13 protein-coding genes and 1 pseudogene are annotated in these 16,339 nt (G+C 73.7%); 5 read left to right on the forward strand and 9 right to left on the reverse strand.

Going from position 1 to position 16,339, the window contains the following annotated elements; all coding sequences use genetic code 11:
* Positions 1-3 precede the first annotated feature (3 nt).
* The 3 genes from KPF47_RS22785 to KPF47_RS22795 all read left to right on the forward strand — a co-directional run bounded on the left by KPF47_RS22785 (position 4) and on the right by KPF47_RS22795 (position 4,249).
* On the forward strand, positions 4-3,015 hold the full coding sequence (locus KPF47_RS22785; RefSeq protein WP_224390879.1) for an arabinosyltransferase domain-containing protein: 3,012 nt from the start codon (positions 4-6) through the stop codon (positions 3,013-3,015).
* 85 nt (positions 3,016-3,100) lie between these two features.
* Positions 3,101-3,499, forward strand: a complete 399-nt coding sequence (locus KPF47_RS22790; protein WP_224390880.1) for a VOC family protein — start codon at positions 3,101-3,103, stop codon at positions 3,497-3,499.
* A 261-nt stretch (positions 3,500-3,760) separates the two neighbouring features.
* A complete protein-coding gene (locus tag KPF47_RS22795; protein ID WP_224390881.1) occupies positions 3,761-4,249 on the forward strand; it encodes a carbonic anhydrase in 489 nt (162 codons plus the stop codon).
* Positions 4,250-4,397: 148 nt separating this feature from the next.
* On the opposite strand, the gene KPF47_RS22800 is transcribed toward KPF47_RS22795, so the two are convergent.
* The 8 genes from KPF47_RS22800 to KPF47_RS41040 all read right to left on the reverse strand — a co-directional run bounded on the left by KPF47_RS22800 (position 4,398) and on the right by KPF47_RS41040 (position 12,665).
* Positions 4,398-4,601, reverse strand: a complete 204-nt coding sequence (locus tag KPF47_RS22800) for a hypothetical protein (protein WP_224390882.1) — start codon at positions 4,599-4,601, stop codon at positions 4,398-4,400.
* A gap of 128 nt (positions 4,602-4,729) precedes the next feature.
* Complete coding sequence (locus tag KPF47_RS22805) at positions 4,730-6,355, reverse strand: ABC transporter ATP-binding protein (RefSeq protein ID WP_224390883.1); 1,626 nt, start codon at positions 6,353-6,355, stop codon at positions 4,730-4,732.
* On the reverse strand, positions 6,352-7,257 hold the full coding sequence (locus tag KPF47_RS22810) for an ABC transporter permease (RefSeq protein WP_224390884.1): 906 nt from the start codon (positions 7,255-7,257) through the stop codon (positions 6,352-6,354). Before KPF47_RS22810 ends, KPF47_RS22805 begins: the two co-directional genes overlap by 4 nt.
* On the reverse strand, positions 7,254-8,204 hold the full coding sequence (locus KPF47_RS22815; protein ID WP_224390885.1) for an ABC transporter permease: 951 nt from the start codon (positions 8,202-8,204) through the stop codon (positions 7,254-7,256). The genes KPF47_RS22810 and KPF47_RS22815 overlap by 4 nt, the downstream gene beginning before the upstream one ends.
* Positions 8,201-9,838: an ABC transporter substrate-binding protein gene (locus tag KPF47_RS22820; protein WP_224390886.1), complete on the reverse strand. Its 1,638-nt coding sequence runs from the start codon at positions 9,836-9,838 to the stop codon at positions 8,201-8,203. The genes KPF47_RS22815 and KPF47_RS22820 overlap by 4 nt, the downstream gene beginning before the upstream one ends.
* Positions 9,835-11,214, reverse strand: coding sequence for an NtaA/DmoA family FMN-dependent monooxygenase (locus tag KPF47_RS22825; protein WP_224390887.1), 1,380 nt, complete (start codon positions 11,212-11,214; stop codon positions 9,835-9,837). Before KPF47_RS22825 ends, KPF47_RS22820 begins: the two co-directional genes overlap by 4 nt.
* Positions 11,211-12,470 (reverse strand): LLM class flavin-dependent oxidoreductase, encoded by a 1,260-nt coding sequence (locus KPF47_RS22830; RefSeq protein WP_224390888.1) that lies wholly within the window; start codon positions 12,468-12,470, stop codon positions 11,211-11,213. The genes KPF47_RS22825 and KPF47_RS22830 overlap by 4 nt, the downstream gene beginning before the upstream one ends.
* A gap of 96 nt (positions 12,471-12,566) precedes the next feature.
* Complete coding sequence (locus tag KPF47_RS41040; RefSeq protein ID WP_374108876.1) at positions 12,567-12,665, reverse strand: putative leader peptide; 99 nt, start codon at positions 12,663-12,665, stop codon at positions 12,567-12,569.
* Between the two features lie 277 nt (positions 12,666-12,942).
* On the opposite strand from KPF47_RS41040, the pseudogene KPF47_RS22835 reads away from it, so the two are divergent.
* Both KPF47_RS22835 and KPF47_RS22840 read left to right on the forward strand, forming a co-directional pair.
* Positions 12,943-13,685 (forward strand): annotated as a pseudogene (locus tag KPF47_RS22835) (IS630 family transposase); the annotation flags it as partial.
* A gap of 91 nt (positions 13,686-13,776) precedes the next feature.
* The gene (locus KPF47_RS22840) at positions 13,777-15,282 is read left to right on the forward strand and encodes an IS1634 family transposase (RefSeq protein WP_374108799.1); all 1,506 of its coding nucleotides are present in this window, start codon (positions 13,777-13,779) and stop codon (positions 15,280-15,282) included.
* Positions 15,283-15,426: 144 nt separating this feature from the next.
* On the opposite strand, the gene KPF47_RS22845 is transcribed toward KPF47_RS22840, so the two are convergent.
* A complete protein-coding gene (locus tag KPF47_RS22845; protein WP_224389877.1) occupies positions 15,427-16,284 on the reverse strand; it encodes an IS5 family transposase in 858 nt (285 codons plus the stop codon).
* Positions 16,285-16,339: the final 55 nt, after the last annotated feature.

Genomic DNA, 16,339 nt, shown 5'->3' on the forward strand with positions numbered 1-16,339 from the left:
TCGATGCACTCCTCAGACCGCCCCGCCGCACCTGCCCTCCCCCGCCGCCTGGTGGTCGCGACCCTGCTCACCGGCCTGCTCGCGGGGCTGCTCGCCGCGCTGGTGCCGTTCGCGCCCGTCGACACCCGCACCACGACCGTGACCTGGCCGCGGGTGGGCGAGCAGCCGGTCTCGACGACCGCGGCGTTCCAGCCCTACGCACCCGAGGCGGTCCGTGTCGAGGTCCCCTGCCCGGTGCTGCGTGCCGCCGTCGCGCGCTCGGCCGGGACCGGGACGGCCACCACCGTGGTCGGGTCGCGGGTCACCCCGGGCGACGGTGAGCCGCGCGTCGTCCCCGGCGCCGTCGTACGCGCCGTGGCCGCCTTCACGACCCAGCTGTCCCCCGCCGACGCCGACGGTCTGCGGGTCACCGCGCGCACCGCGGACTGGTTCGCCGCCGCCTCGTCCCCGGCCAAGACCGTCCTGGTCGGGGTGCAGTGGCTCGCCGCGGCCGTCGCCGCGCTGCTGCTGGCCCGCCTGGCCGGGGACCGGTTCCGGCGCCGGCACGGCGCGGCCCGGCTCCGACGGGCCCGGCTGGCCGCGGTGGGCACCCCGGCCGGGATCGGGCGGGCCGCCGCGGACGTGCTGGTGCTCGTCACGCTCGCGGCGTGGACGGTCCTCGGGCCGCTGTCCACCGACGACGGCTTCACCGAGGCCATCGCGCGCAACGCGAGCGCTACCGCGACCGGCGACTTCGGCAACGTCTACCGCTGGGGCAACGCCTCGGAGGCGCCGTACACGCTGGTCATCCGGCTGGTCCGGGCACTGGCCGAGACCGGGGTGGGACCGCTGGTGCTGCGGGTGCCGTCGGTGCTCGCGGGCATGGCGGTGTGGCTGCTGCTGTCGCGGGTCGCGCTGCCGGCGGTGCTGCCGCGCCACCACCGCCGGGCCTGGGTGCGGGGCACGCTGGGCGTCGCGCTGCTGGCGTGGTGGCTGCCGCTGAACCTCGGGGTGCGCCCCGAGCCGTTCGCGGCGCTCGCGGCGACCGCGGCGCTGTGCTGCGCGCTGCGCGCCGCCGCCCGGCCCGGGCGCCGCGGCGGGACGTGGACCGCGGCCGCCGCGCTGACCGCGGGGCTGGCGCTGGCCGTGACACCGTCGGCGCTGACCGTCGCCGGTCCGCTGGTGCTGCTGCTCCCGGCGCTGTGGCGGCGGGTCACCCGGCACGCCGGCGGAGGTGTCGCCGCCGGGATCGCGGCCACCGTCGCCGCGGCCGGGATCGCGGCGGCCGGCCTGACCCCGGTGTTCACCGGGCAGAGCCTGTACACGGTCGCCCGGGCCACCGAGATGCACCAGTTCTACGGGCCGGCGTCGCCGTGGTTCCAGGAGCTGCGCCGCTGGAGCTACCTGCTGGGGTTCGGCACCGAACAGGGCGGGCTCGGGCGACGGGTACCGGTGCTGCTCACCGTCGCCCTGCTGGTCGCGGCGCTGCCGCTGGTCGCCCGCGGCGCGCACCGGTGGGGCCCGGGGCGGCGCCGGACACCCGTGCCGCTCGCCGGGTTCGCGCTCGGACTCGTGCTGCTCACCCCGGCACCGTCGAAGTGGACCCACTACTTCGGGACGCTCGCCGGGACCGGCGCACTCGCCGTCGCCGTGGGGGTGGTGCTGGTGGTGACCGCGGCCCGGCGGCCCGCCGACGCGACCGTGCGCGGCGCGGCGGCCGCGGGGACCCTCGCCGCCGTGGTGCTCGCCGCGCTCGCCTTCGCCGGGCGCAACGAGTGGTTCCTGTGGTCGGGCTGGGGCGTGCCGCGCAACGACGGGCCGTTCACCCCGCTGGACTCACCGGTGTCCTGGGCGCTGGTGGCGGTGCTGGTGCTGGTCGTGTCCGCCGCCGTGGCGTACCGGGCAGGACGGGGTGGACGGCGCTCCGTACGGGAGGGAGCGGCCCGCACCGCGGCGGCGCTGCCCGCCGGGGTCGTCGTGGTCGCGCTGGTCACCGGGGTGTCGGTGGTGGTCTCCTCGTTCGTCGTCGCCCCACTGCGCCAGGGCGGGGGCTACAGCGTCGGCGGCCAGCTGTGGGACGAGCTGACCGGCCGGGACACCTGCGGGATCCTCGACCACGTCTCGGTCCCGGTCGACGCCGGGGCGCTGCCCGTGGCCGGTGGCGCGGACACGCTCACCGGGTTCACCGAGGGCCGCGGCTGGGTCGAGGCCCCACCGCGCGGCGGACTGGCCTGGGGCGGCCTCGACGGCGGACCGGGCACCACCGGTGAGCTGCGGACCCGCTGGTTCGCCGTCACGCCGGGCCCCGGCGACCGGGTGTTGTCGGTCGACGTCGCCGGGCGGACCGGGCAGGGCAACACCCTCGAGCTGGAGTACGCCCTGGCCGGGTCGCCGGGACCCGACGGGCGGCTGTCGCTGGACGACACCGCCACCGGTGCCCGCGGCACCTACCCCACCGAGCGCGTACAGGAGGCCGTGCCCCTCGACCGGCCCGGATGGCGCACCGTGCGGGTGCCCGTCCCGGCGCTCCCGGACGGCGTCGACCGGGTCCGGGTGCACGCGGTCGACGACGCCGTCGGACCGGGCGGCTGGGTGGCCGCCGCCGCCCCGCGGATGCTCACCCCGGCGCCGGTCGTGCCGATGCTGCGCGACGCCGACGGCCCCGTGTACGTGGACTGGTCGATCCTCTGGGCGGCGCCCTGCCTGCGCGACCTGCCCGCGGTCCGGGCCGGGCTGGTACAGACCCCTCGCTACCTGGTGCTGGGCCCGTCGTCGCTGGGGTTCGCCCTGGACGTGTCGTTCGCGGACGTGGCCGGGGGCAGCTTCGCGGCGATGCGCCGGACCACCACCGAGCAGGTCGTGGCGACCCGGGTCGACACCGCCGACGACCCGGACCAGGCCGACTGGGGGGCGATCACCCGGATCGACACCGATCTCGCCGTCGACGCCTACGACGTCGCCTCGGTCCCGGTGCGCCGCTGGGGCTGGGAGGGCGACCGGGCCCCGATCGGCTACCCCGCCCTCCCGGCACCGTGAGCACCCTCCGGTCGGAGGGGGCCCGCGGCCGGATCGGGCTGATAGACACATGCCGACACCCGCACGCAACGAAGCGAGGGACACCGTGGCCTTCCCCGGTCTGCAGCACGTCGCCCTGACCGTCAGCGACCTCGACCGCAGCACCCGCTGGTACGCGGCGCTGTTCGGTACCGAGCCCGTCCTCGACGAGGACGAGGAGGGCGGCCGCTTCCACCACACCGTCTTCGCGCTCGAGGGCGGGATGCTGTTCGGCCTGCACACCCACCAGGGCCGCGAGTCCGGCGAGCCGTTCAGCGAGGAGCGGACCGGTCTGGACCACGTCGGGTTCGCGGTCGGCTCGCACGCGGAGCTGGAGCAGTGGGCGCAGAGGCTCACCGAGCTCGGCATCGCCCACGACGGTGTCAAGAAGGCCCATTACGGCAGCGGCGTCTCCTTCCGCGACCCGGACAACATCGCCCTGGAGTTCTTCACCGGGCCGGAGTGATCCGGGCCGGTGTGTCCGGACAGGCACCCACCGTGCCCAGACGGTGGACGTCTGCTTGCTCCGAACCGGGTATCGCGATCGAATCATGCGGTGATGCGCACCCTGCTGGAGCCGTTCTGGCCGGGCCGGCGTGTCGTGGCGTTCGACGAGCTGTGTCGGTGGGCCGCGTAGCGATCCGAGGGGTCGCCGCGTGGCCGCCCCCGTGCCCCGCGCGCGGGTAGGACACCCGCGCCACCGACACCAGCCACTCCGGGAGACCCCGTGTCCGTCACCGACGAACTGCTCGAGAACAACGCCCGCTACGCCGAGAACTTCTCCGGCCCGCTGCCGCTGCCGCCGGCCCGCAAGGTCGCCGTCGTCGCCTGCATGGACGCCCGGCTCGACGTGTACCGCATCCTCGGTCTGGCCGAGGGCGACGCCCACGTCATCCGCAACGCGGGCGGCGTCGTCACCGACGACGAGATCCGCTCGCTCGCGATCAGCCAGCGCCTGCTGGGGACCGAGGAGATCATCCTCATCCACCACACCGACTGCGGGATGCTGACCTTCACCGACGACGGGTTCAAGGCCTCCATCCGCGACGAGACCGGCATCAAGCCGCAGTGGGCCGCGGAGGCGTTCGACGATCTCGACGCCGACGTCCGCCAGTCGGTCGCCCGGATCCGGGCCAACCCGTTCGTCCCGCGCACCGACGCCGTCCGCGGCTTCGTGTTCGACGTCGCGACCGGGAAGCTGAACGAAGTCAAGTAGTCCCCGCCGCCCCCCGCGTGCGGTCGTCGCCCCCGCCACGGCGGGCGCGACGACCGCCGCAGCGCACCGCCGCAGCACACCGCACGAGCGGGCCGTCCGTACGAACCTTTCGTACGTGCGGCCCGCTCGTGCGGTGCGGAGGGGCGGGTCAGGCGGCGCGGGGGCGGCGGCGCAGCGCCGTACGGGCCGCTGCGAGCTGCTGCGCCACCTCGGCGGTGATCAGCTCGGCGTGCAGGGCGTCGTTGCCCGGGTCGCCGCCGCCGAGCAGCGCGCGGTGCCGCCGGACCAGGGCGTCGAGCCCGTCGAGCAGCTGGGTGCCCGGATCGGCGGAGGGCAGGGTCGGAACGCTCACGGTGTCTCCTGGGGACTGTGGTGTCGGTGTCGATCCGTCGGGTCGATCGACCGGCCGACACAGCGTCGAGGAGATCCGCACGTAGTCGATGTGACGCCGCCGGGACAGGACGGTGTCGATGTATCGGCTCACGACACCCCGGCTTTCCTACCGGCGATCGCAGCGAGCAGCTCTGCGGTGTACTCGTCGCGCGGGTCGTCGAACAGCTCCGCGGTGGGCCGCAGCTCGCGGAGCCGTCCGTCGCGCAGGACACCGGTACGGTGCGCGACCCGCCGGACCACGGCGAGGTCGTGCGAGATGAACAGGTAGGACAGGCCGTCGCGCTGCTGCAGCTCGGCGAGCAGCTCCAGCACCTGGGCCTGCACCGAGACGTCGAGTGCGGAGACCGGCTCGTCGGCCACGACGAGGTCCGGCGACAGCGACAGCGCCCGGGCGATCGCGACCCGCTGGCGCTGCCCACCGGACAGCTCCTCGGGTCGCCGGTCGAGCACCCCGGAGGGCAGCGCGACCCGGTCGACGAGCTCCGCGGCGCGGTCGGCCTGCTCGGCGAACGAGCCGACGGAGAACGCCCGCAGCGGCTCGGTGACGATCTCGCGGACGGCGAACCGGGGATCCAGCGAGGCGTAGGGGTTCTGGTAGATCAGCTGGGCGCGGCGGCGCAGCGCCCGCCACGCCTCGCCGCGGACGCGGGTGACGTCCTCGCCGTCGAGGAGCACCTGCCCGGAGGTGGGGTCCTCCAGGCGCAGCAGCAGCCGCGCCGTCGTCGACTTGCCCGACCCGGACTCCCCGACCAGTGCGACGGTCTCGCCGCGGGCGATCGTGAACGACACCCCGTCCACGGCGCGGTGGGTGCGCCGCGTCCAGGACCCACGGGCCCGCGGCAGCGGGAACTCCTTGACCAGGTCGCGGACCTCGGCGACCGGGGGGCCCGCGGTGTCGACCGGCGGCAGCACCGGCGGGGCGGTGAGCGCCAGACCGGGGGCGGCGGCGAGCAGTTCCCGGGTGTAGGGGTCCTGCGCCCCGGCGAGCAGCTCGGCCGGGGTGCCCTGCTCCACGACCCGGCCGTGCCGCATCACGACGATCCGGTCGGCCCGGTCGGTGGCCACGGCGAGATCGTGGGTGATCAGCAGCAGCGCGGTCCCCAGGTCGCAACGCAGCGCGTCGAGGTGGTCGAGGATCCGCCGGGCCACCGTCGCGTCCAGGGCGCTGGTCGGCTCGTCGGCGACGACCAGCGCGGGCCCGGCGGCGATGGCGATCGCGATGAGGACACGCTGGCGCATCCCGCCGGACAGCTGGTGGGGGTACTGCCCGGCGCGGGTGTCCGGGTCGTCGAGACCCGCCTGCCCGAGCAGCGCGACGGCGCGGGCCGGCGCCGAACGGCGGTCGGCGAGCCCGTGGGTGCGCAGGACCTCGGCGACCTGCACGCCGACCTTCTGCACCGGGTTGAGCGCGACGCCCGGGTCCTGCGGGACGAACCCGATCCGGGCGCCGCGCACCGACCGGTACGCGCGCTCGGGCAGCCCGGTGAGGGTGGTGCCGGCGAGGGTGACGGTGCCCGCGGTGACGGCCCCCGCGGCGGGCAGCAGCCCGAGCACCGCCGCGGCGAGGGTGGTCTTGCCCGACCCGGACTCCCCGACGACGGCGACGACCTCTCCGGGCGCGACGGTCAGGTCGACGCCGCGTACGGCGTGCACCGTCCCGCCGCCCCCGGCGTAGGCGACCTCCAGGCCCGCCACCTGCAACAGGGCGCTCACGCCGACCGCCCCCACTCGCCGTCCAGGGCCCGGGAGATGCGGTTGACCGACAGCACGGTCGCGGCGATGACCAGGCCGGGCATCGCGCACACCCACCACGCGACGGCCAGGTAGTTGCGCCCGTCGGCGACCAGGGTGCCCCACTCCGAGGCCGGTGGCGGTGCGCCGTACCCGAGGAAGCTCAGCGCGGACACCGCGAGGATCGCCAGGCCGAACTCGAGCACCGCGAGCACCACGACCGGCCCGGCCGCATTGGGCAGGACGTGGCGCCACAGCGAGGTGTACCACCGGGTGCCGACGGCGCGGGCGGCCTCGACGTAGAGGGCCCGGCGCACCCGCAGGGTCTCGGCGCGCATCACCCGGGCGAAGCTGGCCACGCTGGCGACGCCGACCGCGATCGCGACCTTCAGCGTGCCGAAGCCGAGCGCGGTGATCAGCGCCAGGGAGAGCAGGATCGCCGGGATCGCGAGCAGCACGTCGACGCCGCGCATGAGGACCTCGTCGACCCAGCCGCCCGCGAACCCGGCGACGAGCCCGATCAGCCCGCCCGCGACGAGCGCGACGGCGACCGCGACCACGGTGGCCTGCAGGGACAGCGAGGCGCCGTGCACGACCCTGGTCCAGACGTCGCGGCCCAGGTGGTCGGTGCCGAACCAGTGGCCCGGCCCCGGCGGGGCGAGCCGGCGGGCGGTGTCCCCGATGGCGGGGTCACCGGGGGCGAGCAGGGACGGCACGAACGCCGCGGTCAGCACGAGCACCACGACCGCCACGGCGAGCACCAGCCCGGGCCGGGTCCGCAGGAAGCGCCCGAGCCGGGCCGCCGGGCGGCGCGGGGCCGGGCCGGGTTCCGGGCGGGCGTCGGGCGCGGCCGGGGACAGCAGGCCGCGGTCGAGCAGGGTCATCGGGAACTCCCGGAGGCGACGGCGACCCGCGGGTCGAGCAGCGGGTAGGCCAGGTCGACGAGCAGGTTGACCACCACGAAGGCGAGCGCCGCGAAGAGCACGATCCCCTGCACGACGGGGATGTCCTGCGCCCCCACCGACGCGACGGTGAGCCGGCCGAGACCGGGCCGGGTGAACACCGTCTCGACGACGACGGACCCGGCGAGCACGTTGCCGACGACGTAGCCGAGGACGGTGAGGGCGGGGATCGCGGCGTTGCCCAACGCGTGCCGCAGGTGCACGGCGGCCTCGCCGACCCCCTTGGCGCGGGCGGTGGTGACGTACGGCGAGTCCAGCGACTGGGTGAGGCTCTTCGCGAGCACCTGGGCGACGAGCGCACCGGTCGGCAGCCCGAGGGTGACCGCGGGCAGGATCAGCGACTCCGGGCCGCGGTCCCCGACCGAGGGCAGCCACCCGAGGGAGAACGAGAACAGCTGCACCAGCATCAGCCCGACCCAGAACACCGGCAGCGACACCGCCAGCGACGGGAGCGACGACAGCACCTGACGCAGCCACGGCGACCGGACCCAGGTGGCCGCGACCGCGACCGCGGTCCCGCCGACGACGGCGACCAGCAGCCCGGCGGCCGCGATCTGCAGGGTCGGCGGGAGTGCCTCGGCGACCGCGGACCGCACGTCCTGCCCGCTGGCGAACGACGTCCCGAGGTCCCCGTGCAGCGCGGCCCAGAGCTTCGTCACGTACTGCACCGGCAACGGCTGGTCGAGGCCGTAGCGGGCGCGCAGGGCGTCGAGCTCGGCCGGGGACACCGGCTCACCGTCCGAGGCCGACGCCATGGTCGCGACCGGGTCGCCGGGCAGCAGGTAGAGCACGACGAAGCTGACCGTCCACGCCGCCCACGCCACGACGACGGCGAGCCCGAGCCGCCGCAGCAGGTAGGGAAGGGTCATCGCGCGTCGGACTTCCAGGCGTCGTGGAGCTGGATGCGCGAGGACGCGTCGAACGCGACCCCGTGCGCGTCCGGGCCGACACCGAGCACGGTGGTGAGCTCGACGACGGGCGCGGTGTCGAACCGCTCGGCGAGCAGCTTCTGCGCCTGCCCGGCGAGCGCCGCGCGCTGCGCGGGGTCCACCGTCGCGGCCTGGGCCAGCAGCGGTGCCTGCAGCGGCCCGTCGGGCAGCCGGTACCGGTTGGTCCCGTCGGTGCCGTAGGTCGACCGCAGGATGTCGGGGTCGGCCCGGGTCAGGTTGCCCCACGCGGCGACGAAGTCACCGCCGTCGAGGACGACCTGGGTCTCGGCGATCTGGACCTCGCGCAGCTGGAGGTCGATCCCGATCCGGCGCAGCTGCTGCTGGATCAGCTCCAGCGCGGGCTTGGTCGTACCGATGTTCTGCGCGAACGTCAGCGGCACGGTCAGCCGCTGGCCGCCCTTGGCGCGGATGCCGTCCGGGCCCGGCACCCAGCCGGCACGGTCGAGCGCGGCGGTCGCGGCGGCCGGGTCGTACCCGACGAGTGCGGACTGGTCGGCGTAGGACGGCGTCGTCGAGGACAGCGGGCTCGTCGCCGCCCGGGTCTGGCTCGGGTACACCGCGGCGACGACCTCGTCGCGGTCGACGCCCCGGCTCACCGCCTCCCGGACGGCGGCGTCGGCCCCCAGCGGGGTGGCCTGGTTGAAGGTGATCCCGAACGGCAGGCCCGGGTTCGGCCGGGCCGGGAGCTGCACTTCCGCCCCGGTCAGCGGGGCCTCGTCCTGCTGACCGACGCTGGCGATCGCATCGACCTCGCCGGACTGCACGCTGCCCGCACGCACCCCGGACTCCGGGACGACGCGGAACTCGGCCCGGTCGAGCCAGGCCTCGCCGGGGTGGGTGAACAGCTGCGAGCCCCAGTCGTAGCCGGCTCGCTTCGCGAGCACGGTGACGTCGTTCTTCGCGTAGCGCTCGAGGGTGAACGGCCCGGAGCCGACCACACCGGCGCAGCGCTCGTCGTCGGAGCGGACGGCGCTGGCCGGGGACAGCAGGCCGAGGCTGTGGGTCGAGGTGCCCTGCAGGAACTGCACGTTGGGCTCGGCGAACCGGACGGTGAACTCGGTGGGGCTCACGACGTCGGTACCGGCGTAGCCGGAGAGGTAGCCCTTGGGGAGGGCGCCGCGGGCGCCGAGGCTCTCCACCCGGTCGAAGTTCGCCTTGACCGCGGCCGCGTCGACCGGTGCGCCGTCGGAGAACGTCGCGCCGGACCGCAGGGTGAACGTCCACGCCGTCGCCTCGGCGTTCGACGACCAGCGGGTCGCCAGCCAGGGCACGATCGCGCCGGAGGCGGGGTCCTGGTCGGTGAGCGAGTCGACGATCTGGCGCAGCGAGTAGACCGAGTCGTTGCTCTGCACCTGCTGGGGGTCGGCGCAGCCCTGGTCCGACGACACCGCGAACACCAGCGTCCCGCCGGGCCGGGGCGGCCCCGCGTCGGCGTCGCCGCCGGTACCGGAGCCGCAGGCGGTGAGGGTGAGCGCGGTGGCGGCGAGCAGCACCGCAGCGCGTCCGCCGGGGAGGTGACGCCGCGGCGAGCGGGACGGCCGGGGGAACCTCACGAGGCCACCGCCGACCGGCGCTCGCCGAACCGCGACGGGCTCGCGAGCCCGAGGTTGTCCCGCAACGTCGAACCCGGGGTGTAGTCGGTCCGGAACACACCACGCTCCTGGAGGATGGGCACCATCCGGTCGACGACCTCGTCGAGGCCGGACGGGCTGACGTGCGAGCCGAGGATGAAGCCGTCGGAGGCGTCGGACTGCACGTAGCGGTCGATCTCGTCGGCCACGTGCTCCGGGGTCCCGACGAACACCGCGCGGTCGAAGACGTGCTTGACCGTGTCGCGCAGCGAGTACCCGTGGGCCTGCGCGAGCTCGCGCCAGGCGGCGACCGTCGCGTGCGCGTCCTGGGTCAGCGGCGCCCGGCCCTCGATCCACTTCGGAGCCTCGGGGGTGGGCTCGACGTCGGGCAGCGGGCCGTCCGGGTCGTAGGCCGACAGGTCCCGGTTCCACACCATCTCGGCGAGCACGATCGAGGTCCAGGGGTCGACCTGCTGGTCGTGGATGTGTTCGTGGCGTTCACGGGCCTCGACGGCGGTGTCGCCGAGCACGACGCCCGCGCTGGGCAGGATCCGCACCTCGTCGGGGTCGCGGCCGGCCTTGCGGACCCGGGCCTTGACGTCGTCGTAGAAGGCGCGGGCCTCGTCGAACTTCTGGTACCGGGAGAAGATCGCGTCGGCGGACGCGGCGGCGAAGTCGCGGCCGGCCGGGGACTCCCCGGCCTGCAGGACCACCGGGTGGCCCTGCGGGCTGCGCGGGGTGGTGAAGCGCCCGGCGATGTCGAACTGGTTGCCGGAGACGGCGAAGTCGCCGACGTGGCCGTCGCGCAGGAACGTGCCCGAGGCCACGTCGGCGACGACCGCGTCGGAGCCCCAGGAGTCCCACAGCGCGCGGACCGCGGCGAGGGTCTCCCCCGCGCGCTCGTAGCGCTGGTGGTGGCCGAGGTAGGCACCGCGGCGGAAGTTCTCGCCGGTGGGGGCGTCGGAACTGATCACGACGTTCCACGCGGCCCGTCCGCCGGAGAGCAGGTCCAGCGTGGCGAACTTGCGGGCCAGCTCGTAGGGCTCGTTGAACGTGGAGTTGATGGTGCCGGCGAGCCCGATGTGGTCGGTCACCGCGGCGAGCGCGGCGAGCACCGTGAAGGTGTCCGGGCGCCCCAGGACGTCCTGGTCGAAGACCTCGCCGCCGCGGGTGCGCAGCCGCAGCCCCTCGGCCAGGAACAGCAGGTCGAGCCGGCCGCGCTCGGCGGTGCGCGCCCAGTGCTCGAAGGACTCCCAGTCGATGTGGCTGCCGGAGGCGGGGTCGCTCCAGACGGTGTCGTGGTTGACGCCGGGGAAGTAGGCGCCGAGCACGATCTGCTTCCTGCCGGTCCTGCTCATGCGGTCGCTCCGGAGAGGGTCGGTACGGCGGCGGGATCCGCCCCGGTGGCGTAGCGGCTGACCGGGCGGGGCAGCCCGAAGCGCGCGCGCAGGGTGGACTCGCCGTAGGCGGTGCGGAACACGCCCCGTGTCTGCAGTTCGGGGACCAGGCCGTCGACGATCGCGTCCAGGTCGGTCGGGAGGACGGCCGGTCGCAGCCGGTAACCGTCCAGACCGGCGCGGCGCCAGGACAGCAGGGTGTCGGCGAGCCCGGCCGGCGTGGTCGCCAGGACGGCCGCGTCCGAGGAGAGCGGGTCGAGGGCGTCGAGGCGGGCGAGCCGCTCGCGGGCGGCGCGTTCGGTCGGCTCCAGGACCACGACGACGTCGCCGAGGATCCGCAGCGGCGGCGCGGTGCGGCCCACGGCGGCCTCGGCGGCGCGGACCTGGGCGACGATGCGGGCGGCGTCATCGTCGTCGTGCGGGGTGGTGAACACGACGTCGCCGACGCGGGCGGCGAGCAGCGCCGGGTCGTAGCCGTGGGCCAGCGAGACGACCAGCGGCTGGCCCTGCGGCGGGCGCGGCACGATCGACGGACCGGCGACGCCGAAGTGCTCCCCGGCGAAGTCGACCCGGTGCAGCCGGTCCCGGTCGACGAAGCGCCCGGTCAGCGCGTCGCGGATCTCGGCGTCGTCCTCCCAGGAGTCCCAGAGCCTGCGCACGACCTCGACGGCGTCGGCGGCCTCGCCGAACAGCTCGGCGACGAGCTCGCGGCCGGCCGGGGTGCCCAGGTCCTCGCGACGGATCCCGGGGACGGTACGACGTCCGAAGTGGGCGGCCTCGTCGGGACGTACCGAGGTCTGCACCCGCCAGCCGGCGCGGCCGTGGCTGTCGTGGTCGAGCGTCGACAGCGCGGACGCCACGTGGAACGGCTCGGTGTGGGTGGTCGTGACGGTGGGGACCAGTCCGATCCGTGACGTCGTCGGGGCGAGGAAGGCGGCGACCAGCGAGGCGTCGAGGCGCCCCTGCACCCGGTCGGTGCGACGGTCGGCGCCGCTCAGGTGGTCCCCGGACTGCAGTCCGAGCGCGTCCTCGATCGTCAGCAGGTCCAGCAGCCCGCGCTCGGCGGTGCGGGCCAGGTCGGCCCAGTACCGCGCGGAGAAGAGGTCGCCGGGCCGGGCGCCGGGCTCGCGCCAGGCGGCGGGGTGCCAGCCGGCGCCGTCGAGCGCGACGGCCAGGTGCAGGGCACCCGGACCGGTGGTGGTGTCCGATGTGGACATGCATTGTCGCTTTCTCGCCGCGGGGTGCGCGACGGGGCGGAGAGCCTGGGGAGGACGGGGGCCACCAGTGGCGGCGGCGCCCGGAGCGGACTCCGGTCAGCCCCGACAGGTGGCGCCGGCGACCCGCATCAGGTCGACGTGCCGGCGGTACCGGGGGTGGTGTGCGGCACGCACCTGATCGGCGACCGTGCGCATGGTTTCCTCCATCGATCCCGGCTGGAGCACCCGCACCCGCGGGTGGCGGGGGGTTGCTGCGGCGTCGTCGAACCGGGTCTCTCGGCCGCTCGGAGATGGTGTGCGTGCCGACTGTAGGTATGCGGTGCCCGACGGTGTCAACCCGCATCGCGACCGAGTGACCCGCACCGCAGCGAGCCTCCCGACCTGCGGAATCACCACCCGGATGCCGCGCTAGTGTTGCGGTAACTAGGTTACTTTACTCACGGGCTGGTTTACGGGATCATGAGCTGTGCCGTTGACTGTGACCGTGGACGTTCCGGCCGCCGACCGCGAGGTGCTGGAGTCCTGGCTGCGTTCCTCGTCGGTTTCGGCGGGACTGGCCCGACGGGGCAGGATCGTGTTGCTGGCCGCGGACGGGGTGGCGGTCAAGGACATCGTCACACTGGTCGGGGCGTCGAAGGCGACGGTGATCGGGTGGAAGAAGCGTTACGCCGCTGAGGGGATCGCCGGGCTGGCCGACCGGCCCAAGGCGGGCCGGCCGCCGGTGATCGACGAGGTCGCGGTCGTGCTCGCCACGCTGGAACCGCCGCCTGAGCGGCTCGGAGTCACGCACTGGTCGTCACGGCTGCTCGGTGCCGAGCTCGGGATCTCCCACGTGTGGATCGGCAAGATTTGGCGGCGGTGGGGGCTGCAGCCGTGGAAGTCCGAGACGTTCAAGTTCTCCACCGATCCCGAGCTCGAAGCCAAGGTCCGCGACATCGTCGGGTTGTATCTGAACCCGCCGGACAAGGCCGTCGTGCTCTGCGTCGACGAGAAATCCCAGGTCCAGGCCCTGGACCGGACAGCGCCGATCCTGCCGATCATGCCCGGTATCCCGGAGAAACGGACGCATGACTACGTCACTACGTCCGTCACGGCACCACCACGCTGTTAGCGGCGTTAGAGGTCGCGACCGGGCGGGTCGAGCAGGCGTGCCTGCCGCGGCATCGCCATCAGGAGTTCCTGCGGTTCCTCAAGCAGGTCGCGAAGGCCTACCCCTGAGTTGCACAGGTAGTCGGGGGTTGTGAGGTGTCGTTGCTGGTCAGCGGGCTGTGGGGTCGGGATCTGGGGCACTAATCGGTAGTCTCGGGTGGTGTTCGTCCGGAAGGTGAAGACGGCGTCCGGGGCGACGGCGGTGCAGATCGTGGAGAAGCGCCACGGGGTCCGGCGGATCGTCGCCCACGTCGGTTCCGCTCATGATGACGCCGAGCTCGCAGTGCTGATCGCCTCAGCGCGGGATCGCATCCATGCAGGTCAGCAGGCCCTCGACCTCGACGCCCCTGCCACCGGGGGCGCGGCGGGCGCGGTCGTGACCGGGTCGGCGAGCGAGGTCCTGTGGAACGTCCTGTGCGATGCCTACCGCCGGTTGGGGTTCGACCAGCTCGCCGACGAGGTGTTCCGGGCGCTCGTGCTCGCCAGGATCGTGGAGCCCACCAGCACCTCTGCCGCGGTCGGGGTCCTCGATGAACTCGGGGTGGTCGCGCCGCATCGCAACACCTTCACCGCGGCGCTGCGCCGCTGCAGCGACAAGGACTACCGGGCCGTCCTGGCCGCCGCCTGCACCGTGGCCTCGCGGGTGGGGGCGGCGTCGCTGGTGCTCTATGACGTGACCACGCTGCATTTCGAGGTCGAGCACGAGGACACGCTGCGCAAGGTAGGGATGAGCAAGGAACGCCGGGTCGACCCGCAGATCCAGGTCGGGCTGCTCGTCGACCCGTCCGGGTTCCCGCTCGAGGTCCGCTGCTTCGAGGGCAACAAGGCCGAGACGACCACTCTGCTACCCGTTCTGGAGGACTTCCGCAAACGGCACGACGTGAAGGACATGGTGGTCGTCGCCGATGCCGGAATGCTGTCCGCGTCGAACCTGAACGCGTTGGAGGACAACGGGTTCTCCTTCATCGTGGGGTCGAGGATCAGCAAGGCGCCCTACGATCTGGCCGCGCACGTCGAGCGTCACGGCAACGCCTTCGACGACGGCCAGGTCCTGGAGTCGCGCCGCGACATGGGGACAGGGAAGGCGAAACGGAGCCGGCGGGTCGTCTACCAGTACCGCTTCGCCCGCCACAAACACGATGACCGGGCGATCAACGCCATGGTCGACCGCGCGGAGAAGGTCGCCGCCGGCACCCGGCCGTTGAAGAAGGACCGCTTCGTCCGCATCGCCTCCACCGGCACCGAGGTCGACTGGGGCCTGGTCGAACGCGCCCGCCAGCTCGCCGGGTTGAAGGGCTACGTCACCAACCTGGCCGAGTCCACCATGGACGGGCACAAGGTCGTGGCCGCCTACCACGACCTGTGGCAGGTCGAGGCCAGCTTCCGCATGGCCAAGTCCGACCTGCGAGCCCGACCGATCTTCCACCGCGAACGCGACGCCATCGAAGCCCACCTCACCGTCGTCTTCGCCGCCCTCGCGGTCTCCCGACACCTCCAGGACGCGGCAGGCGTGACCATCAAGAAGCTGGTCACAGCCCTGCGCCCACTACGAACCGTCCGAGTCGACGTCGGCGGTCACCCGATCACCGCCGCCCCGCAGATCACCAGCGGCGCGCGTGCCATTCTCGACCGGCTCCCCACCATCACCGCGCCGGGGCACTAAGAGGTCGTTTCAGAACGACTTGTCGAGTTTCCATTGACCCCTCGACGACAGATCAAACGGCAGGTCAGATAGCCGCTTGTCGTCTACAACAGACACGTCGACCTCGTTCTGAAATGACCTCTAAGAGCGCCCGGCGATTGATGGTTATCGGAGTCGACGGGTCGTGGGTCGGGTTGTCCAGCGGTAGCGGCTGCGGGCACGGTTGATCAGCCGGCGGATCACGGTGAGCGCGGCGGCGAGGTCGAGGTAGAACTCGACGATGATCTTCCGGCGATCGGTGAACCGGCGCAGCTTGCCGTAGCCGTTCATCCAGGAATGGGTGCGCTCGACCGGCCACCGCTTACCGACCTGGATCGGGGCGGGCCGGCCCTTGGTGGCGATCTGTGCGTCGAACCCGAGTCGTTCGAGCAGATCGCGGGTCTTGCCTGAGTCATAGCCCCGGTCCAGGTGCAGGCACGGTCGCTCGGGCAGCGGCCCGATCATGTCGTAGATCCCGATCAGGGTCGGTTTCAGCAACGGCGAGTCGTGGTCATTGGCGCGGGCGCTGATCAGGTGCAGCGGGATCCCCGCACCGTCGCAGACCACGGAGCGTTTGGTGCCCTGTTTGCCCCGGTCGACCGGGTTACAGCCGGCGACCTCGCCACCGCAGGGAGCCTTGGTGATCGCTCCGTCGGCAGACAGATCGTCGAGGTCGAGACCGATCATCTGGTCATAGCCGGCCAGCGCGGCCCGAAGGACCTGCTCCCCGACGCCGGCGGCGGCCCACTGGGCGAGACGGCGGCGGATCGTGCGGTCCGAGCAGCCGGGGGTGGCGATGCGTTCGTAGCCGCTGCCGTGCACCAACGCCGCGAGCACGTGCTCGAACACCAGGCGGTCGGGGATACGGCGGCGGTGACATCCCCACGGATGGGCCGGGTCGAACTCCGGGCGCCGCTCTGCCTCGATCAGGGCAGCGAACTCGACCCAGAGGGGGTCGATCAGCGATTCTGGCAATAGAGGCACGGACCCTCCAGGCGACCATCAGGACATCAGCAATCCCATGATCACTTGCAGGTCC

The sequence above is a fragment of the Pseudonocardia sp. ICBG1293 genome (genome assembly GCF_020131355.1).
Lineage (GTDB): Bacteria > Actinomycetota > Actinomycetes > Mycobacteriales > Pseudonocardiaceae > Pseudonocardia.